General features: G+C 73.2%; 17 protein-coding genes. 5 read left to right on the forward strand and 12 right to left on the reverse strand.

Annotated elements, in window-relative coordinates; translation table 11 throughout:
* Window positions 1-72 precede the first annotated feature (72 nt).
* Window positions 73-1,392, reverse strand: coding sequence for a class II 3-deoxy-7-phosphoheptulonate synthase (locus F603_RS0109715; protein ID WP_019545815.1), 1,320 nt, complete (start codon window positions 1,390-1,392; stop codon window positions 73-75).
* A 303-nt stretch (window positions 1,393-1,695) separates the two neighbouring features.
* Between F603_RS0109715 and F603_RS0109720 the strand changes: the two genes are divergently transcribed.
* Entirely contained in the window at window positions 1,696-3,657 is a 1,962-nt protein-coding gene (locus tag F603_RS0109720; protein ID WP_019545816.1) for a phenazine-specific anthranilate synthase component I, read from the forward strand.
* Window positions 3,658-3,990: 333 nt separating this feature from the next.
* Here the strand turns inward: F603_RS0109720 and F603_RS0109725 are convergent, their stop codons facing one another.
* The 4 genes from F603_RS0109725 to F603_RS0109740 form a co-directional block, all read right to left on the reverse strand.
* Complete coding sequence (locus tag F603_RS0109725) at window positions 3,991-5,019, reverse strand: 6-phosphofructokinase (protein ID WP_019545817.1); 1,029 nt, start codon at window positions 5,017-5,019, stop codon at window positions 3,991-3,993.
* A gap of 316 nt (window positions 5,020-5,335) precedes the next feature.
* Window positions 5,336-6,007: a response regulator gene (locus F603_RS0109730; RefSeq protein ID WP_026328284.1), complete on the reverse strand. Its 672-nt coding sequence runs from the start codon at window positions 6,005-6,007 to the stop codon at window positions 5,336-5,338.
* Window positions 6,000-7,172, reverse strand: a complete 1,173-nt coding sequence (macS, locus tag F603_RS0109735; protein ID WP_019545819.1) for a MacS family sensor histidine kinase — start codon at window positions 7,170-7,172, stop codon at window positions 6,000-6,002. The genes F603_RS0109730 and macS overlap by 8 nt, the downstream gene beginning before the upstream one ends.
* A gap of 123 nt (window positions 7,173-7,295) precedes the next feature.
* On the reverse strand, window positions 7,296-8,075 hold the full coding sequence (locus F603_RS0109740; RefSeq protein ID WP_019545820.1) for a lysophospholipid acyltransferase family protein: 780 nt from the start codon (window positions 8,073-8,075) through the stop codon (window positions 7,296-7,298).
* Between the two features lie 194 nt (window positions 8,076-8,269).
* Here F603_RS0109740 and F603_RS0109745 point away from each other — a divergent pair, with 194 nt between their 5' ends.
* Together F603_RS0109745 and F603_RS0109750 are read left to right on the forward strand one after the other, a co-directional pair.
* Complete coding sequence (locus F603_RS0109745) at window positions 8,270-9,037, forward strand: alpha/beta hydrolase (RefSeq protein ID WP_019545821.1); 768 nt, start codon at window positions 8,270-8,272, stop codon at window positions 9,035-9,037.
* Complete coding sequence (locus F603_RS0109750; protein ID WP_019545822.1) at window positions 9,024-9,656, forward strand: prolipoprotein diacylglyceryl transferase; 633 nt, start codon at window positions 9,024-9,026, stop codon at window positions 9,654-9,656. The genes F603_RS0109745 and F603_RS0109750 overlap by 14 nt, the downstream gene beginning before the upstream one ends.
* 335 nt (window positions 9,657-9,991) lie before the next feature.
* On the opposite strand, the gene F603_RS0109760 is transcribed toward F603_RS0109750, so the two are convergent.
* The 6 genes from F603_RS0109760 to F603_RS0109785 all read right to left on the reverse strand — a co-directional run bounded on the left by F603_RS0109760 (window position 9,992) and on the right by F603_RS0109785 (window position 15,212).
* On the reverse strand, window positions 9,992-10,783 hold the full coding sequence (locus F603_RS0109760; protein ID WP_026328285.1) for an endonuclease/exonuclease/phosphatase family protein: 792 nt from the start codon (window positions 10,781-10,783) through the stop codon (window positions 9,992-9,994).
* A gap of 4 nt (window positions 10,784-10,787) precedes the next feature.
* On the reverse strand, window positions 10,788-11,729 hold the full coding sequence (locus F603_RS0109765) for an ROK family glucokinase (RefSeq protein ID WP_019545825.1): 942 nt from the start codon (window positions 11,727-11,729) through the stop codon (window positions 10,788-10,790).
* Between the two features lie 93 nt (window positions 11,730-11,822).
* Window positions 11,823-12,356, reverse strand: coding sequence for a DUF5304 family protein (locus F603_RS0109770; protein WP_019545826.1), 534 nt, complete (start codon window positions 12,354-12,356; stop codon window positions 11,823-11,825).
* Between the two features lie 143 nt (window positions 12,357-12,499).
* Window positions 12,500-13,855 (reverse strand): ArsA family ATPase, encoded by a 1,356-nt coding sequence (locus F603_RS0109775; RefSeq protein ID WP_019545827.1) that lies wholly within the window; start codon window positions 13,853-13,855, stop codon window positions 12,500-12,502.
* 7 nt (window positions 13,856-13,862) lie between these two features.
* A complete protein-coding gene (locus F603_RS0109780) occupies window positions 13,863-14,333 on the reverse strand; it encodes an SRPBCC family protein (protein ID WP_019545828.1) in 471 nt (156 codons plus the stop codon).
* Between the two features lie 108 nt (window positions 14,334-14,441).
* Window positions 14,442-15,212 (reverse strand): metallophosphoesterase family protein, encoded by a 771-nt coding sequence (locus F603_RS0109785; protein ID WP_019545829.1) that lies wholly within the window; start codon window positions 15,210-15,212, stop codon window positions 14,442-14,444.
* 296 nt (window positions 15,213-15,508) lie between these two features.
* On the opposite strand from F603_RS0109785, the gene F603_RS0109790 reads away from it, so the two are divergent.
* Window positions 15,509-17,314 carry an AMP-dependent synthetase/ligase gene (locus tag F603_RS0109790; RefSeq protein WP_019545830.1) on the forward strand — a complete coding sequence of 602 codons (1,806 nt, stop codon included), beginning with the start codon at window positions 15,509-15,511 and terminating at the stop codon, window positions 17,312-17,314.
* A gap of 47 nt (window positions 17,315-17,361) precedes the next feature.
* Here the strand turns inward: F603_RS0109790 and F603_RS0109795 are convergent, their stop codons facing one another.
* Window positions 17,362-18,504 (reverse strand): glycosyltransferase family 4 protein, encoded by a 1,143-nt coding sequence (locus tag F603_RS0109795; protein ID WP_019545831.1) that lies wholly within the window; start codon window positions 18,502-18,504, stop codon window positions 17,362-17,364.
* A gap of 173 nt (window positions 18,505-18,677) precedes the next feature.
* Between F603_RS0109795 and F603_RS0109800 the strand changes: the two genes are divergently transcribed.
* On the forward strand, window positions 18,678-19,997 hold the full coding sequence (locus F603_RS0109800; RefSeq protein WP_019545832.1) for a glycosyltransferase family 87 protein: 1,320 nt from the start codon (window positions 18,678-18,680) through the stop codon (window positions 19,995-19,997).
* The last annotated feature ends 2 nt before the right edge of the window (window positions 19,998-19,999 follow it).

Genomic DNA, 19,999 nt, shown 5'->3' on the forward strand with positions numbered 1-19,999 from the left:
GGGGAAAAGGGGTGTCAACGCGATGGGACCCGCATCACACGATGCGGGTCCCTTGAGCGTGCGCGGTGCCGGTTACTGGTCCCGGTACATCTCCGCGACGAGGAAGGCGAGGTCGAGCGACTGGCTGCGGTTGAGCCGGGGGTCGCACGCCGTCTCGTAGCGCTGGTGAAGGTCGTCGACGAAGATCTCGTCGCCGCCGCCGACGCACTCGGTGACGTCGTCGCCCGTGAGTTCCACGTGGATGCCGCCGGGGTGGGTGCCGAGGCTCTTGTGGACCTCGAAGAAGCCCTTCACCTCGTCGAGGACGTCGTCGAAACGGCGGGTCTTGTGGCCGCTCGCCGCCTCGAAGGTGTTGCCGTGCATCGGGTCGCAGACCCAGACGACCCGGGCACCCGAGGCCGAGACCTTCTCGACCAGCTCGGGCAGGCGGTCCCGGATCTTGTCGGCGCCCATCCGCGTGATGAAGGTGAGCCGGCCGGGCTCGCGCTCCGGGTCGAGCCGCTCGATGAGCGCCAGGGCGTCCTCCGAGGTGGAGTCGGGACCGAGCTTGACGCCGACGGGGTTGCGGACCCGGGAGGCGAACTCGATGTGCGCGTTGTCGAGTTGGCGGGTGCGCTCGCCGATCCAGAGCATGTGGCCCGAGACGTCGTACAGCTCGCCGCTGCGGGAGTCGGTGCGGGTGAGCGCCGACTCGTAGTCGAGGAGGAGCGCCTCGTGCGACGAGTAGAACTCGACGGTGCGCAGCTCCTCCGGGTCGGCGCCGCAGGCGCGCATGAACTTCATCGCCTGGTCGATCTCGCGCGCGAGTGCCTCGTACCGCTGGCCCGAGGGCGAGTTGCGGACGAAGTCCTGGTTCCAGGCGTGCACCTGGCGCAGGTCTGCGTAGCCGCCCGTGGTGAAGGCGCGGACGAGGTTCAGCGTGGAGGCCGAGGCGTGGTACATCTGCTTCAGGCGCTCCGGGTCCGGGCGCCTCGCCTCTTCGGTGAACTCGAAGCCGTTCACCGAGTCCCCGCGGTAGGAGGGAAGGGTGACGCCGTCGCGCGTCTCCGTCGGCTTCGAGCGGGGCTTGCTGTACTGGCCGGCGATACGGCCGACCTTCACCACGGGGACCGAGCCGGCGTAGGTGAGCACGGCGCCCATCTGGAGAAGCGTCTTGAGCTTGTTCCTGATGTGCTCGGCGCTGACACCGTCGAACGCCTCGGCGCAGTCGCCGCCCTGGAGGAGGAACGCCTCGCCGCGCGCGACGGACGCCAGGCGACTGCGCAACTGGTCGCACTCGCCGGCGAAGACGAGCGGCGGATAGGACTCCAACTCGGCCAGGGCAGTGTGGAGCTCCTGCTTGTCAGGCCACTCGGGCTGCTGCTCGGCAGGGAGGTTCCGCCATGTGTTCACGCCGGTGTCGGTAGTCGCGTTTCCAGTCACGCGCTCCAGGCTACGGGGTGGTGTCCGCTTCTTTTTCCCTCTCTCGACAGATGAGACGGAAAGCACCCGCACCGGGGAAGGAAAGGTCGCATCCAGCAGTGCGGACGCGGTAGGGTGCGCCGCATGTACGCGCTGCGCACAACCGCTGCCTGGTGGTGGACCGCTGATCCGGCGGCCCACTGACTGCGCGTACCCAGAAGATCGCGAAGGCCGCCCGAGGGCGGCCTTCTTTATGTTCCGGGCCGGCCCTCCCCACAGGGAAGAGACCCGCTCATGCACCACGCCCGCCCCCACTCCGAACCCGCCGAAACGACGGCCGCACTCCTGACCCGGCTCTGCGCCCCTGATGCTCCGCCCTTCGCACTCCTGCGCCGGCGCGGACCGGGAGCGCCCGACGGTGTAGAGGTGCTGACCGGACCCGTCGTCCCGTACGAACGCCTCGCCGAACTCCCTGAGAGCCCGCACGGCACGCTGGCGCTTGTGCCGTTCCGGCAGATCACCGAGCGCGGATTCACCGCGCGCGACGACGGGACTCCGCTCGCCGCGCTCGTCGCGGAGGAGCACGGCCTGCTGCCGTACGAGGAGGTGCGCGCCGCACTCCCCGACCGTCCGGTGCGCGTGGAGGACGGCGGCTTCGAGACGGGCGACGCGGCCTACGAGGAGATCGTCCGCCGGGTGGTGGCCGACGAGATCGGAGCCGGCGAGGGCGCCAACTTCGTCCTCAGGCGGACCTTCTCCGCGGCCGTGCCGGGGTTCTCACGCCGCGATGCACTCGCCCTGTTCCGGCGGCTGCTGGAGGGGGAGCGCGGCGCCTACTGGACGTTCGTCGTGCACACGGGAGAGCGGGTGCTCGTCGGCGCCAGCCCTGAGGTGCACGTGCGCATGAGCGGCGGGACGGTGGTGATGAACCCGATCAGCGGGACGTACCGGTATCCGCCCCAAGGGCCGGACGTGGAGGGACTGTTGACGTTCCTCGAAGACCGGAAGGAGCGCGAGGAACTCTCCATGGTCGTCGACGAGGAACTGAAGATGATGTGCACCGTGGGCGATCGTGGCGGGGTCGTCGTCGGACCGCGGCTGAAGGAGATGGCGCACCTCGCCCACACCGAGTACGAACTGCGCGGTCGCACCACGCTCGACGCCAGGGACGTACTGCGCGAGACGATGTTCGCTGCGACGGTGACGGGGTCGCCCGTGGAGAACGCCTGCCGCGTCATCGAGCGCTACGAGCCGGACGGAGAGGGCCGCGGGTACTACTCCGGTGCACTGGCGCTCCTCGGCCGCGACGCCTCCGGCGCACAGACGCTCGATTCGCCGATCCTGATCCGTACCGCCGAGGTCGACCTCGCGGGCGGCCGACTGCGGCTGTCGGTCGGTGCCACGCTCGTGCGCGCCTCGGACCCGGCGGGCGAGGTCGCGGAGACGCACGCGAAGGCGGCCGCGGTGCTCACGGCGCTCGGGGTGCGGGAGGCGCCGCCGGCCGAGGAGTTCGAGCGCCCGAGGCTCGGCGACGACCCGCGCGTACGGGCCGCGTTGGAGTCGCGGCGGGCCGGACTCTCGCCGTTCTGGCTGCGGATGCGGACGGCTGGCGTCGGGGGGACGTACGGCGGTGAGGCGGGCGCTGGTGCACACGCGTCGTCGGGGGCCGCCACCGGGGTGCTCGTCGTCGACGCCGAGGACACGTTCACCTCGATGCTTGCGCACCTCCTCCGCGCCTCTGGCAGGACCGTCGAGGTGCGGCGGCACGACGCGGAGGGGACCGTTGCCGCCGCACTCGCGCACCCGGGTCCCGTGGTGCTCGGGCCGGGCCCCGGAAACCCGCTCGACGTACGGGACCCGCGGATCGCGCGGCTGCGGGGGCTCGCCGCCGAGCTGGTCGGAGGCCATCCGTACGGCGTGCTCGGGGTCTGCCTCGGGCACGAACTCCTCGCCGCCGAGCTCGGGTTGGAGCTGGTGCGCAGAGAGCGGCCGCACCAGGGGGCGCAGGGACGGATCGACCTCTTCGGCCGTGCGCGGACCGTCGGCTTCTACAACTCCTGGGCCGCGCGGTGCGGTGACGGGGTCGCCGAGGAACTCGCCCTCCACCGCGTCGAGGTGAGCCGCGACGAGGGCACAGGCGAGGTGCACGGGCTGCGCGGCCCCGGGTTCGCCGGGGTGCAGTTCCACCCCGAGTCGGTGCTGACGCTGGACGGCCCCGAGATCCTCGCCGAGTTGCTCGCACCCGTGCCGGTCTGAGCACCGCGGGCGGTCCGGCCACGGCGTTCGCGGGCACTGTCCGTCGGGGCAGCGCCCGCGAGCCGGAGGGCGACGGTGGGCGGAACGGCGCGGGCGGCGAGCGCGCCGGCATCCGACGCCGACCGGTGACGCGCTCTCGGGCTTCTTGCGTCAGAGAGGCGCCGCGGAAGCCGCCCGGTGCTGCGCAGCGGGCGGCGTACGTCCCTTCCCTCAGCGGCGTCTCGCCGTACCGCACTCGGAGACGGCGTCCATGGGCCGGCGCCCCGGGTGGCAGCGCCCGCGCCCACGTGTACGGCGGCACGTGGGCCCCGGGGCCGGTCCGGGAGGAAGGCGTCAGCCGAAGAACACGCCTGCCTCCGCGTAGAGTTCGGGGCTCACCGTCTTCAGCTTGGCGGTCGCGTCGGAGAGGGGGACGCGGACGATCTCGGTGCCGCGGAGCGCGACCATCGTGCCCCATGCCTCCTCGCGGACCGCGTCGATGGCGTGGAGGCCGAAGCGCGTGGCGAGCCAGCGGTCGTACGCGGTGGGGGTGCCGCCGCGCTGGGTGTGGCCGAGGACGGTGGTGCGGGCCTCCTTGCCGGTGCGCGACTCGATCTCCTTGGCGAGCCACTCGCCGACGCCGGAGAGCCGGACGTGCCCGAAGGCGTCCGTCGAGCCGTCCTTGAGGACCATCTCGCCGTCCTTCGGCATCGCCCCCTCGGCCACGACGACGATGGGGGCGTAGCTCGCACGGAACCGGGAGGTGACCCAGGAGCAGACCTGGCCGACGTCGAAGCGCTGCTCGGGGATGAGGATGCAGTTGGCACCGCCGGCGAGGCCGGAATGGAGGGCGATCCAGCCGGCATGGCGGCCCATCACCTCGACGACGAGCACGCGCATGTGGGACTCGGCCGTGGTGTGGAGGCGGTCGATGGCCTCCGTGGCCACGGTGACCGCGGTGTTGAAGCCGAAGGTGTAGTCGGTGGCCGAGAGGTCGTTGTCGATGGTCTTGGGGACGCCGACGCACGGGATGCCGTGCTCGTCGGTGAGGCGTGCGGCGACGCCCAGGGTGTCCTCGCCGCCGATGGCGACGAGCGAGTCGACCTCGTACTTGGCGAGGTTCTCGCGGATACGGCGGACGCCGTTCTCCTGCTTGAACGGGTTGGTCCGGGAGGAGCCGAGCAGGGTGCCGCCGCGCGGCAGCATGCCGCGGACCGCGGGGATGTCCAACCGGACGGTCTCTCCCTCCAGCAGGCCGCGCCAGCCGTCGCGGAAGCCGAGGAAGTCGTACGCGTACTCCTGGACGCCCTTTCGGACGGCGGCCCGCATGACCGCGTTGAGACCGGGGCAGTCACCGCCGCCTGTCAGCACTCCGACCCGCATGGGGATCTCCCTTCACATGACGCACCTGGATGTGGCAGGGGTTCAACTCGGGCCACGCTAACGGTGATCCACGTCACAGGGGAGCGCGCGGACGACGCCGCTCGTACCGCCGAAACCCCGCCGGCGAAGGGGAGTTGCTCCTCGAACCGGGGCGGTATCGGCCCCTCCACCTCACCCGCACGAGCGACAGGAAACGGCCTCGCATCTGCACACCGCCGCGCCCGGACCGCTGCGACCTGCGCTTACCGCGTCAACCCGTCAACCGCCCTACCGGAAGCGGATGTTCCAGATGCGCCCTGAGCCGGGCGGGGCGCCCTCAGGCGTCGAGGCCGCGCTCGATGGCGTACCGCACCAGCTCGACGCGGTTGTGAAGCTGGAGTTTGCCGAGGGTGTTCTGCACGTGGTTCTGCACGGTGCGGTGGGAGATGACCAGGCGCTCGGCGATCTGCTTGTACCCCAGCCCTTTGGCGACGAGCCGCAGCACCTCCTTCTCCCGCACCGTCAACTGCGGCACGTCGCCCGCCGATCGGGCCTCGGCCGCCGGCTCCACGGCGAGCCGGCGGTACTCCCCCAGCACGAGCCCGGCGAGCCCCGGCGTGAAGACCGGATCGCCGACGGCGGTGCGCCGCACCGCTTCGAGGAGCTCCTCGGGACCCGCCGACTTCACCAGGTACCCGGTCGCACCCGACTTGACCGCCTCCAGCACGTCCGCGTGCTCGCCGCTCGCGGAGAGGACGAGCACCCGCAACGACGTCCCGGGGCCGACGAGTTGGCGGCAGACCTCGACGCCCGGCAGCTCCGGCAGGTTGAGGTCGAGGACGAGGACGTCCGGCTCGGTCGCACGGGCGCGCACCACCGCCTGCCGGCCGTCGCCCGCCGTGGCCACCACGTCGAAACCCGCCGCCTGGAGGTCGCGGGCGACGGCGTCCCGCCACATCGGATGGTCGTCCACGACCATCACTCGCACCGGACCCGCTTCCTCAGCCATCCCTCGGCACCCTCATCTCGACTTCCGTTCCCTGCCCCTGCACCGTCTCCAGCACGGCCGACCCGCCGAGTTCGTCCAGCCGACCGCGGATCGAGAGCGCCACCCCGAGCCGGCCCTCGCGCGCCGCCTCGTCGAGCCGTCCCTCCGGGATGCCGGGGCCGTCGTCGCGCACGGTGACGGCGACCTCGTCACCGTCGTCCTCCAGGAGTATCCACACCCGCGCGGGATCGCCCTTCTCATCGCACGTGTGGGTACGCACGTTGTCGAGCGCGGCGCTCACGGCCGCCGCCAACTCCCCCGCGGCATGGGGCGGGAGGAGCACGGGCCGCCCCGGTTCAGCGAAGCTGACGCCGGGCCCCGCGTGGACGGCGAGAAGGCTGCGCAGGTCGCTGCACGCGCCGCTCCCCGCTTCCTGAGGTTCTTCCGGCGGCTGCTGCACCGGCTCCTCCTCCCGCGGCTCCCGGGGCTGCGGTACGACGCCGCTGGAGACGAGGGTGCGCAGAGCGACCTCCTGCTCCCCCGCCATGCGCCCCAACTCCGCCGCCTCGCCCCCGATCGCCGTCCCCCGCCGCTGCACCATGGCCAGGACCTGGAGGACGCTGTCGTGGATGTCCCGCGCGAGCCGCTCCCGCTCGCGCGTCGCCGCCTCGATCTGGAGCGCCCGCGCAAGGGTGCGCTCGCTCGCCCGCGCGACCTCCACCACGTAGCCGATGGCGACGCTCGCGACGCAGACGAGCAGCGCGTTGTGGAGCGTCGCGCGGGTGAGCGCCCCGCTCTCGGCCACGTTGGCGGCGCCGACGAGCAGCGCACTCGCGCCGCCCCAGCGCCAACCGCCCTTGATCGCGAAGGCGAGCACGGGCGCCGCCGTCCAGATCGAGGGAAGGGTGGGGCCGACGTTCTCGTGGGCGTCGACGTACGGCGTGAGGAGGATGCCGACGAGCGCGAACGAGAGGTCGGCCGCGAGGAACCACCGGGTGCAGCGCTCGGCGGAGGAGACCTGCCTTAGCGTCAGCGACGTCCACAACAGGAGCGCCGCGAGGTAGACGGTGCCCGGCACCGGGTGTGCGAACTCCCTGTAGGACCAGGCGAATCCGACGCCCGCGTAGCAGAGCGTCAGCACGCGGTACCCGGCGAGCGCGCGCCAGAGCGGTTGCTCGACGGACATCCTCACGGCCACTGCCGAACCTCCCCCGGGGCGGTCCCCCCGGACCCCCGTCGACTCCGCCCGGACCGGGCGCAGGCACGACGCTACCGCCTCGGCGCGCGCCGCCGCTCGGGCGCCCGTGCGCTAAGCGGCGCGGTCGGGGGTCCGCTCGCCGCCCTCGGACGCGACGCGCTGCCGCTCGCGCTCGGCCTGTTTGCGCTCCGCCTCTGCCGCCTTCGACGCCTCGGCGAGCTGGCGCTTCGCAGCCGTGGCGTAGATGTCGACGTACTCCTGCCCGGAGAGCTTGAGGATCGCGTACATCACCTCGTCCGTGACGGCGCGCTGGATGAAGCGGTCCTCGTCCATGCCCTGGTAGCGGCTGAAGTCGAGCGGTTCGCCGATGCGGATGCCCGGGCGCTTCAGCTTCGGGACCACCTTGCCCGGCGGCTGGATCTCCTCGGTGCCGATCATGGCGACGGGGAGCACGGGGGCGCCCGAGCGCAGCGCGACGCGTGCGAGGCCGCCGGGCTTGCCTCGGTAGAGGCGGCCGTCGGGCGAGCGCGTCCCCTCCGGATAGATGCCGAACAGCTCGCCGCGCTCCAGCACTTCGAGGCCGCTGCGGATGGCGGCCTCCCCTGCGCCCCGCCCACCGGAGCGGTCGACCGGGAGCTGGCCGACGCCCTTGAAGAACGCCGCCGTGAGCTTCCCCTTGACGCCGGGCGAGGTGAAGTACTCCGCCTTCGCGATGAAGGTGATCTTCCGCTCCAGGACGGAGGGCAGGAAGAAGGAGTCAGAGAAGGAGAGGTGGTTGCTGGCGAGGATGGCGGGGCCCTCGTCGGGCACGTTCTCCAGGCCCTCCACCCACGGGCGGAAGGTGAGCTTCAGTGCGTTGCCGACGGACAGCTTCATCGCGCCGTAGAACACCCGGGACCTCCTTGTCTGCGATGAGCCGACCATATCTCGCCCACGCGTCCCCGCGGCCCCTGCGTACCGGAGCCGTCGGCAACGGCCGCCGGGAGCAGCGGGATCGGCTGCGGAACTACCGGGCTGTCGGTGCGCACGCGTAGGGTTGGCAGCCCGTCCCCCGCGACCGCCGGACGACCCCTTGGAGGCCACCGGTGCCCATACTTCCCGGAGCCGAGCCGCTGTTCCGCGACGGCGGCAGCGTCGGCGTCCTGGTCTGCCACGGATTCACGGGCTCCCCGCAGTCGGTGCGCCCCTGGGCCGAGCACCTCGCGGAGCAGGGGCTGACGGTCTCCCTTCCGCTGCTGCCGGGACACGGCACCCGCTGGGAGGACCTCGCCGTCACCTGCTGGGAGGACTGGTACGCGACCGTCGAGCGCGCGCTGCTGACCCTCCTGGACAGGTGCACGCAGGTCTTCGTCGTCGGCCTTTCCATGGGCGGCACCCTCGCGCTGCGCCTCGCCGCGCGCCACCGCGAGGTGGCAGGGCTGGTGCTCGTCAACCCGGCGATGACCTTCCCGCGCGTGCAGGGAGCGCTGCTGCCGGCGGCGGGGCTGCTGCTCCGCTCGGCGCCGGGGATCGCGAGCGACATAGCCCGCGAGGGCGTCGAGGAGCTGGGATACGAACGGACGCCCGTCCGCGCGGCCCGCTCGCTCCGGCAGCTCTTCCGCGTGGTGCGCTCGGAGCTGCCGAGGGTCGTGCAGCCGCTGTTGGTGCTCCACAGCCGCACCGACCACGTCGTCCCGCCGAGCGACTCGGAACTCGTGCTCAGCGAGGTCTCTTCGACGGACGTGACGGAGACTGTCCTGGAGCACAGCCTCCACGTGGCGACTCTCGACCACGACGCGGAGCGGATCTTCGCAGATTCGCACTCCTTCATCGACCGGCTCACAGCAAGGAAGACGGCTAGTGACGGAGCGTGACCCGGACGCCGAGCGCGGCGAGGAGCCGGAGCGACAGGGCCCCGAGGGCAGCGGCACGCCCCTGCCTCCCGAAGAGGAGGCGGCGTGGGCGGCGATCGTCGCGGGCTACGGCGAGGAGCCCGACCTCGACGAGTCCGCTGCACCGTCGCAGGACGGCGAGGAGCCGGCGGACGAGACCGAACAGAAGCCGGACGGCGAGCGGTTGCGGAAGTCCGACGACGCGGAGCCGGCGCCCGACTCCCCCGCGTCCGACGACGCAGCGGGCGAAACACCCCCCGCGCCCCGCTCCCCCGGCGAGGTGGTGCGCAGCTTCACCGTCTACGCACCGGGCACCGGCCCGCGCGACTGGAGCGCTCCCGAGGAGCCGGAGGACGACCACTTCGTCCCGCCCGAGCCGCCCCCGCTCCCCGAGACGGACACCGCGACGAAGTTCGCGTGGCTGGGCGCGGTCGGCGGTCCGCTGCTGCTGATCGGCGCCGCGGTCTTCGGGATCGAGTACACCTGGTGGCTCGTGACGCTCGGGTTCGGCGGCTTCATCGTGGGCTTCGGCACGCTGCTCACCCACCTCAGGGACGGCAACGACGAGGGGGACGACCCGGGCGGCGGCGCCGTCGTCTGACGGCGCCGCCCCCGCCAACTCCTGCGGCACAAGGGCGCGTCGGGGCACGACGGCGCAGGGCGGGAAGTCGGGACGCCCTCCTCGCTTCCGGAAAACGGAAGTGCGCGAGGGCCTCGGGAGGAGGAAGATGGAGGGGGCCCGACGCTTACGCGCGGGCCTCACTGCACTGAGCAATCGGGGGGCTCATGATGCTGACACTGCTGCTGGCTTTCACCGTCGTCGCCGCACTCACCGGCTGGCTGATCGACGTCGAACTGCGGCGCGAACGCGAGCGCCGTTCCTGACGCTCGCACGCCTCGGGCGCCTCCCCGTGGGAGGCGCCTACGAGGTGTGCGTCAACCGGCGTGCGGGCGGGCGGAGTCGGCCGCCCCGCGGCCTGCCGGGACCCGCAGCACGGCGAGGACGGGCAGGTGGTCGGTGGCGGCGCGCAGATCCCGCTCCGCGACGCCGGGAAGTCCTCTCGGTACGCCGCAACCGAGGACCTCGACCCCGGGCGAGGTGAGCACCGCGTCGATCCGCCGGCGCGGCTCTGCCGCGCTGTAGGTCGCCTCCTCGCCCCAGGGCGCCGCGATCCTGGCGTCTTCGAGGTGCTCCGTCAGCCGGCGGCAAGTCCGGCCGGACGGCGGCTCGTTGAGGTCCCCCGCGACGACGGCGTGCTCGGCACCGAGGGCGCCGACCCGCTCCAGCAGCAGCCCTGCCTGGCGGTACCGCTCGGCGGCGTCGAGGCTGAGATGGCAGCTCACGACGCCGAGCGGCGCCGCGGTCCCGAAGCGGAGCACCGCGGTCGCCAGCCCCCTGCGGTGCAGGCCCGGCGTGTGCGGCAGCAGTACGTCCTCGGTGTGGACCACACCGGCGCGGAGCGCGGCGAGGATCATGGGACCCGCCGCCGTCGCACCGCCCGTCACGTAGGTGAGCCCGGTGGTGCGGGCGAGCCGCGCGGCGTGCTTGCGCCAGCGGAAGAACCGCGGCGCCTCCTGGACGCAGAGGACGTCGGGCGCGCACGCCCGGACGACCCGGGCGAGCGCCTCCCGATCGTCGCGCAGGGAACGCACGTTGTAGCTCAGCATGCGTACGACGGCCGAGCCGTCCGGCTCCGTACGGGAGTCCGGCAGGTCCGCGAGCGGCATCCGCTCAGCCCTGGCGAGCGAGGTCGGCGACGCCCACCATGCCTGCTCCACCGCCGAGTTGGGCCGCGAGCACCTCGGCGTGCGGCCGCCAGCGGCTGCCGACGAGCTGGCGCCTGTAGGACTTGCGGATCGGCCCGAGGACCAGTTCCCCCTCGTCCGAGACGCCGCCGCCGACGATGAAGGCGCCCGGGTCGAAGAGCGAGGCGAGGTCGGCGAGCCCGGCGCCGGCCCAACGGGCGAGCTCCCGGAAGGCGTCGGTCGCCACACGGTCGCCCTGGCGGGCGGCCTCGCTGATGTGCTTCCCCATGATCCCCTCCGGCGTGCCGTCCCCCAGCGCGAGGAGGGCGACGGCGCGCTCGGGGGTGGCCGTCGCGCGCTGCTGCGCGTACCGGACGAGGGCGCTGCCCGAGGCGTACTGCTCCCAGCAGCCCTGGTTGCCGCAGCCGCAGAGGAGGCCGTCGGGGACCATCCGGATGTGCCCGAACTCCCCCGCGATGCCGAAGCGTCCGCGGTGGAGACGGCCGCCGATGATCACGCCGCCGCCGAGGCCGGTCCCGATGGTGACGCAGACGACGTCCCCGTGCCCCGTGCCCGCACCGAACTTGTACTCGCCCCAGGCCGCGGCGTTGGCGTCGTTCTCGATCACCACGGGGAGGTCGATGCGCTGCTCGACCATGTCCTTGAGCGGCTCGTGCCGCCAACTGAGGTTGGGGGTGAAGAGCACGGTGGCGCGCTTGTCGTCGACGTAGCCGGGGGCGCCGATGCCCACCGCGTCTACGTCGTACTCGGTGTTGGCGCCGCGCACCGCCTCGGCGATCGCGTCGATCACCCCCTCGGGGGTGGGAGGAGTCGGCACCTGGTTCGTGGTGAGGATCGTGCCCTCTTCGTCGACAACTCCCGCTGCGATCTTGGTGCCGCCGATGTCGACGCCGATAGTGAGTCCCATGTGTCCCTCAGTTATTCGGTTCGAACCCCGCCGCGGACCACCGTACCGGAGGGGCCGTCGCCGCACCGTCGACTCCGGACGCGGGCCCGAGCGTCAGGGGCGTCCCGAGGGCGGTGGGTCCTCCGGGTCGTCGAGGTCGATCGGCTGGCGCTCGGACGGTTCGGGGCCGTCCTTCTCGAACGACGGGCCCTCGGCGGGCGGCTGCTCCCCCGCGCGCTCCGTCCAGCGGCGCTCGGCCTCGCCGACGGCCGCGCGATAGGCGGCGAGCAACTCCCCGCCGGCCGCGGCGAGATGGTCGACGACCTCGGGGTTGCGGCGCAGGACGGGGTCGACGGTGTCCTTCGCCTGCCTGGCGAACTGCTTCGCCACGCCCTCGACGGCGGCGGTGCCCGCGCTGCCCAGCAGCGGCCGGCCGAACTCCGCGAGGCGGTCGCCGACCGCTTCCGCGAGCCGCCGCAGCTCCTCGGCGGCGCTGCCCGGCTCGGGTCCGTACCTGGCGCGCCTCCGCGCGCGTTCGGCGGCGAGGTCCTCGGCGCACGCCTCCGCCCAGGCGTCCGGGTCGGGGGGCGGCTGGGCGCCGTCCTCGGCCCGCTCCGAGCGGTCGGGGTGCTCGGCTGAGTCGCTCATGGTCTCCTCCGCTGGGCGAGGTCTGCGGTTGCCTTCGACGTTACCCGAACAACCGCACGGCGGCCGCTGCTCGTCGCCGCCGCCTCGTCACGGTGCCAACACCCGCAGCCTGCAGCGAAGTTGCCGCCCGCGCCCGTCGGCGGTCACCGCACCGAGCCCTCCCGCTCGTCCCGCGCCGCCGGCCACACCGCGGGGTCGGGCTCCCACCGGAGCCGCAGCTCCCCTCCCTCCAGCGCGGCCCCGACGACGCGGCACCTGCGCAACGCCGACGGCAGCGACAGCACCCGGCGGTAGGGACCGACGGTGACGGCGAGCTCGTCACCTCGGCGCACCAGCCCCAACTCGCCCCGCTCGGCGCCCGGCAGAGCGAGGCGCCAGACGAGGTGGCCCTCCTCATCCAGCCGGTCGTCCAAGGCGCCACGCGGCCCGAGCCCCTCCGGCGGATACGCCTCGCCCGCACGGGGGCCGGGGAGCACGGCGCCGGACGGCAGCAGGGAGGCCAACTGCGCGGCGCCGGACGGCTCTTCGCCGAGGTGCGGCAGCTCGTGGACCGGCACCCGGCCCTCCGCGCACCCGGCAGCGATCCGCTCCAGTGCGCCGCGCTGCCGCCCGGCCAGCAGCTCCAGCCATCCGCCCCCGCCGGACGCCGCGTCCGAACCGGCCCCGGGCACGAGGCGGTTGGCGAGGACGCCGTCGACCCGCAGCCCTTGGAGCCCGGCGCCCGCCCGCGCCAGCCGGAGCGTCTCGGCGGCGTCCTCGCCCGGCTCGACGACAAACCGCAGCACGGTGCCGCTCGACTCCACCACCCGCTGTACCGCCGCGAGCCCCCGCTCCCACTCGGCGGCGGCCTCGTAGAGCCAGGGCCCGGGCATCGGCACCCCGGCGAGCTGCGCGAGCACCGGGCGCAGCGCGCGCGCCGCCTGCCGCTCCGGGGGCAGCAGCCGCCGCAGGTAGCGTCGCAACTGGCCGGGCAGTGCGAGAAGTTGGAGGGCCCTCGGCGCCTCGGGGAGGTCCACGACGACGGTGTCCCAGCGGCATCCGCGTGCCGCGGACTCCCCGCACCCCTCGGCATGCACCGCGCGCAGCGCGTACAGCAGCGAGAGGGCGCCGGCGCCCGGGAGTTCGGTGAGTTCGTCCTCGTCCATCGGGGAGGCGCCGAGCATCTCCAACGCCTGCCTGCCCCGCTGCTGCCAGCCGACGGCGCGGGAGCGGAACTCGGCGGCCGAGTCGATGCGCGCGCGCCACAGCCCTGGCGCCTCGGCGACCCGGTGGCAGGCGGGCCCCGTGTCGTCCTCCGCTTCGGGGGCGGGGTCGGGCTCCCCCGCGACGGGCCCGAGGAGGCGGGCGAGGAGCGCCTCGGGCTCGGCGCTCAGCAGGAGGGTGCGCGCGCCCCGCGCCGCCACCGCGCACGCCGTGGCCGCGGCGGCCGTGGTGCGTCCGGCCCCGCCGGCGCCGGAGACGAGCACGGTGTGGGGCGCGTCCTCGCCGTACGCCCGCACCCCTGGGTCAGCCTTCCGCGCGCGGCTCGTCGCCGCCCGGATCGCCGGACTCCACCCGCTTCTTCAGGCCGTCGAGCGCACGGTCGATGATGACCTTCTCCGCCTTCCGCTTGATCATGCCGAGCATGGGGATCTTGACGTCGACGGTGAGTTGGTAGGTGACGTCGGTGGCCCCGCCGGCGACGGGCGCGAGGCGGTACACGCCGTCGAGCGAGCGGAGCATCTGGGACTTCACGAGGGACCAGTGCACCTCGTGCGGCCCGATCCAGTCGTAGGCCAGGGTGTGCTCGTCCTTGATGGCGCCGGCGTCGAGCAGCAGCCGGACCTGGAGCGCGCGGCCGTTCTCGTCCTCCTCGACGACCTCGGCCTCCTTCACCTCGCCCGTCCACTCCGGGTAGCGCCGGAAGTCGGAGATCACCTCCATGACGGCCTCGGGAGCCGCGTCGATGGTGATGTTCGAGCTGGTGTGTTCCGCCATCGCGATGGCCCTCCGATTGCCCCGACAAACCGCTGCGTTCTGCGCTGGAAGGCTACCGCGCCCTCCGGATGCACCCGGCACGCACCCGGCGGGCGGGGGACGTGCGGCTCACCACTCCAGGACCCACGGCGTCCCCGAAGCGTTGAAGTGGCCGACGTTGACGCACTCCGTCTCGCCTATCCGCATCCTCGGTACCAACGGCTGGTGGACGTGCCCGAAGAGGTGGTAGCGCGGGCGCACCGTGCGGATCGCCTCCAGCAGCGCGGTGCTGCCGCGCTCGAAGCGGCGGGCGACGGTGTCGTAGCAGAGGTCGGGGACCTCAGGGGGTATGTGCGTGCACAGCACGTCGACTTCGCCGAGCGCCGCCACCTTCGCCGCGTAGGTCTCGTCGTCGATCTCGTACGGGGTTCGCATCCTCGTGCGCAGGCCGCCGCCGACGAAACCGAACCGCAGGCCGCCGATCTCCACCGCCTCGCCGTCGAGGACGGTGGTGCCCTTGTGGGCGTACTCGGGCCAGAGCGCGGGGACGTCGACGTTGCCGTAGGTGGCGTACGTGGGGGTCGGCAGGGCGGCGAAGAGCTCCGCGTACTGCCTGCGGACGGCCTGCTCGGTGACGGCCGCGCGGTCGACGCTCTTCCAGAGCTCCGCCGCCAGCTCGTGCGCCTCCGCGAACCGGCGCTCGGTGCGCAGGGCGACGTAGCGGTCCGTCGCCTCCTCGCCGAAGAGGTCGGGGAAGATGCCCCGGGTGTGGTCGGCGTAGTCGAGGAAGAGGATGAGGTCACCGAGGCACAGCAGCGCTTCGGCCCCCTCGCCCGCGTGCGCGAGCGCCTCGCTGTTTCCGTGCACGTCGCTGACGACGTGGACCCGGTGGTCTCGCATCCGGTCAGGGTAGACGGCCGGCGGGCACCCGTGTAGACCGCGGCCGGCGGCCAACCGGCAGGCTGCCACCAGCGGTTACTTTCCGGTCAAAGGCCGCGTCGACTACCCTGTGGGGCATCGGTCCCGCGTGTGTGACCCAAGAGACATCTCCAGGCCACCCCCTATGCCGTCGGCCATACCCATGGGTAACGTCCCGCCTGACCATTCATCAAGATCACACCGGCGGATCTTGGATCGAGCCGAAGGAGGCCGCCCCCCGACGGCCCCCTGTCCGGTGCCGACGAGGAGCAGCAGTCTTGCGTGAGTCCAGCCTTCCGGCCCTGTACGAGGTCCCCGCTGACGGCAATCTGACGGATCTCATCCGCCGCAACGCGGCGCAGCATCCGGAAGTCGCCGTCCTTGCGCGCAAGCGCGCGGGGCGCTGGGAGGACGTCACCGCGACCGCCTTCCTCGCCGAGGTGCGGTCGGCGGCGAAGGGCCTGATGGCGGCGGGCGTTCAGCCGGGCGACCGCATCGGCCTGATGTCCCGCACCCGGTACGAGTGGACGTTGCTGGACTTCGCCGTCTGGAGCGCGGGCGCCGTCACCGTGCCCGTCTACGAGACGAGTTCGCCCGAGCAGATCGGCTGGATACTCGGCGACTCGGGCGCCGTCGGCATCCTCGTCGAGACGGAGGCGCACGCACGCTCCGTCGAGTCCGTCCGCGACCGCCTCCCCGAGCTCGCCCACGTCTGGCAGATCGACGCCGAGGACGAGCAGCAGGGGGCGCTCGCCCGACTCGCCGCCGCAGGCGCGGAGTTCACCGACGAGCAGGTCGACGAGCGCAGCTCGCTGGCGAACGCGGACTCCCCCGCCACCCTCGTCTACACCTCGGGGACCACGGGGCGCCCCAAGGGCTGCGTGCTGAGCCACCGCAGCTTCTTCGCCGAGTGCGGCAACGTCGTCGAGCGACTCAAACCGATGTTCCGCACCGGGGAGTCCTCGGTGCTCCTCTTCCTCCCCGTGGCGCACGTCTTCGGCCGGCTCGTCGAGGTCGCCTCCGTGATGGCGCCGATCAAGCTCGGCCACGTCTCCGACCTCAGGTCGCTCACCGACGAACTCGGCTCCTTCAAGCCGACGATGGTGCTCGGCGTCCCCCGCGTCTTCGAGAAGGTCTACAACGCGGCGCGCGCCCAGGCCGCCGAGAGCGGCAAGGGCAAGATCTTCGACCGCGCCGCGGCCGTCGCCGCCGAGTACAGCCGCGCGCTCGACGAGCCCGCGGGGCCCTCGCTCAAACTCCGTCTCCAGCACCGGCTCTTCGACAAGCTCGTCTACGCCAAGCTGCGCTCCGTCCTCGGCGGTCGCGCCACCCACGCCATCTCGGGCGGCGCCCCGCTCGGCGCGCACCTCGGCCACTTCTTCCGCGGCATCGGCTTCACGGTGCTGGAGGGGTACGGCCTCACCGAGTCCTGCGCCGCCACCGCCTTCAACCCCTACGACCGCCAGAAGATCGGCACCGTCGGGCAGCCGCTCCCCGGCTCGGTCGTACGGATCGACGACGACGGCGAAGTACTGCTCCACGGCGAGCACCTCTTCACCGAGTACTGGAACAACCCGCAGGCGTCCAAGGAGGCGCTCTCCGACGGCTGGTTCCACACCGGCGACCTCGGCACGCTCGACTCCGACGGCTACCTGTCGATCACGGGCCGGAAGAAGGAGATCCTCGTGACGGCGAGCGGCAAGAACGTCGCGCCCGCGGTGATCGAGGACCGCATCCGCTCGCATGCGCTCGTTGCGGAGTGCATGGTCGTCGGGGACGGCCGCCCGTTCGTCGGCGCGCTCCTCACCGTCGACGAGGAGTTCCTCCCGCGGTGGAGCGCCGAGCACGGCAAGGAGGGGCTGAGCCAGGAGCAGCTTCTCGACGACCCGGACCTCCGCGCGGAGCTCCAGCGCGCCATCGACGACGGCAACGAGGCGGTCTCGCGCGCCGAGTCGGTCCGCAAGTTCCGTGTGCTGCACACCCAGTTCAGCGAGGAGTCCGGGCACATCACCCCCTCGCTCAAGCTCAAGCGGGGCGTCGTCGCCAAGGACTTCGCCGACGACATCGAGGCGCTCTACACCTGAGCCCCCGCACCGAGCGGGCCCGCGCCCTGCCCGCTCGGTGCGCCGTGTCAGAGCAGCTCTTCGAGGCGCTCGGCGAGCAGGTCCCAGCGCCAGCGCTCCTCGACCCACGCGCGCCCCCGCGCGCCCATGCGCCGCCGCAGCTCCGGGTCCTCGAGGAGCGTCACGAGCCGCCCTGCCGTCTCCTCCGCGTCGCCGCCGCGCACCACCCAGCCGGTCTCCCCGTCGAGGACGGCGTCGGGCGCGCCGCCCGAATCCCCCGCCACGACGGGCAGTCCGGTGGCCGACGCCTCCAGATAGACGATGCCGAGACCCTCGACGTCGAGCCCGCCGCGCCGCGTGCGGCACGGCATCGCGAAGACGTCGCCCGCTCCGAAGTGCGCGGGCAGCTCCTCCCAGGGGACGGCGCCCGTGAACCGCACGGACCCGTGCACCCCGAGCTCCTCGGCGAGCTTCTCCAGCTCCTTCCGGTACGGGCCCCCGCCGACGACGAGCAGTACCGCGTCCGGCACCTCGGCGAGAACCCGCGGCAGCGCCCGGATCAACGTGTCCTGCCCCTTGCGCGGGACCAGGCGCGAGACGCAGACCACGACGGGCCTGTCGCTGAGCCCCAGCCCCTCCCGGACCGCCTCGCCCCCGGAGTCCGGGTGGAAGGTCTTCTCGTCGACCCCGGGCGGCAGTTGGACCATCCTGGAGGCGGCCTCGGGGGTGAGCGCGCGGGCGATCCGCGAGCGGGTGTACTCGCCGAGGTAGGTGAGGGTGTCGGTCCGCTCGCCGATCCGCCGCAGCAGGGTGCGCGCGCCCGGGAGCTGCGCCCAGCCCGCCTCGTGGCCGTGCGTCGTCGCCACCAGGCGCTCGGCGCCGGCCCTCCGCAGCCGCGAGGCCATCAGGCCGAGCGGCGCCGCGGCGCCGAACCACACGGAGCGGCACCGGTGTCGGCGGAGCAGATCCTCCGCCGTGCGCGTCACCCGCGGGGTGGGGAGCAGCATCGTCGAGCGGTCGCGTACGACGGTGAACGGCTGCTCGGCGTCGAAGGCGGCCGTCGCCTCGGCGCCCTCGCGGCCGCGCTTCCAGGTGGACGCGTAGACGACCACGTCCGACGGGTCCAGGCGCACGGCCATGCTGTGCAGGAACGCCTGGATGCCGCCCGGTCTGGGCGGGAAGTCGTTGGTGACGATCAGGGTCTTCTCCATCGCCGCCGACAGTACCGCGCGCCCCCGCCGGCCGTTCGGGGCATCCGCCCCCTCGGCCCCCGGCACAGCAGGGGGGCCGATGGCCCGCGGCGGTGGACGCGCGTCATGATGGCCCAGCGCCGCGCCTCGGGCGGCGGGTACGGGCCACGACCAGCGCGATCGACGGGACGACCATGGCGGAGGACGAGACGGCAACGACCCCCGGAGCACGCGGAGTCGACCGCTCCGCCGGGTGGGAGCTGCTCGTCTGGACCGGCACGCGCGCGCTGCTCCTCGCCTGCGTCCTCGGGCTCGTCGCCTTCCCCGGGCTCGACGTCACCACCGACGTCTCGGTGATCTACCGGGAGTGGGCGCACACCCTGGGCAGCGGCGTCTTCCCGCCCGAGGACGTGACCTGGCAGTACCCGCCGGCCGCCGCGCTCCCGATCCTCGCGCCCGGCCTCCTCGGCTTCCTCGACTACGCGACGGGCTTCTTCGTCCTCGCCTGCGCCGCCGACGCGGCCGTGCTGCTGATGCTGCTGCGCGCGTCGCGGGGCGGCGGGAGACGGGCCGGGGTGTGGGTCTGGGTGCTGGGCGTTCCGCTCCTCGGGCCCACCGCGTACGCGCGGTACGATTTGATGGTCACCGCCGTCGCCGTCGCCGCACTGCTCGCCGCCGTGCGCCGGCCGGCCGTCGCGGGGGCGCTCGCGGGGTTCGGGGCGATGCTCAAGGTGTGGCCGGTGCTCGTGCTGCTGGGGACGCCGCGCGGAGGGCGTACGCGGACGGCGTGGGGGACGGCCGTCGCCGTCGCGGTCGCGCTCGCCGCGGGGTTCGCGGTGGCGATGCCGGGCGCGTTCGCTTTCCTCACCGCGCAGGGGGAGCGGGGCACCGAGGTGGAGTCGCTGGGGGCGCTCGTCTTCCATGTGGCGAGGTTCTTCGGCTGGGAGGGGCGCGTCGAACTGAACTACGGGTCCATGGAGTTCCTCGGTCCTTACGTCCCGCTCGTGAGCACGGCCGCGCTCGTACTGAGCGCCGCCGCCTGCGGGTGGCTGCTGCTGTGGCGGCTGCGCGCCGTCGCCTGGACGCCGGCGACGCACGCGGACGCCGCCTTCACCGCCGTGCTCCTCTTCACCACGACCAGCCGTGTGCTGAGCCCGCAGTACATGATCTGGCTCCTCGGGGCCGCCGCCGTGTGCGCCGGCTTCCGGACGGGCCGGATGCTGCTTCCGGCGTGGCTCGTCGTCGCGGCGACGGCGGTGACGGTGCTGGAGTTCCCCCTCGGATTCGCGTACGTGGTGGAGAGCGACCCGGCGGGCGTCGTGCTCCTGGCGGTGCGCAACGGGCTGCTCGTCGCTGCCTCCGTCCTCGCGGCGCGGAGGCTGTGGCGCAGCACCGTCACCGAACCGCGGCGCGCGGCGCGTACGGAGGCGGACGGACCCGGCGCGGCGGAGCACGCCGCCGAAGCCCCGGCGGCCGACCGCCGCGCGCAGGTCCCCTCTCCGACGGAGCCGTAGAC

Source organism: Streptomyces sulphureus DSM 40104 (genome assembly GCF_000381025.1).
Taxonomy (GTDB): Bacteria; Actinomycetota; Actinomycetes; order Streptomycetales; family Streptomycetaceae; genus Streptomyces; species Streptomyces sulphureus.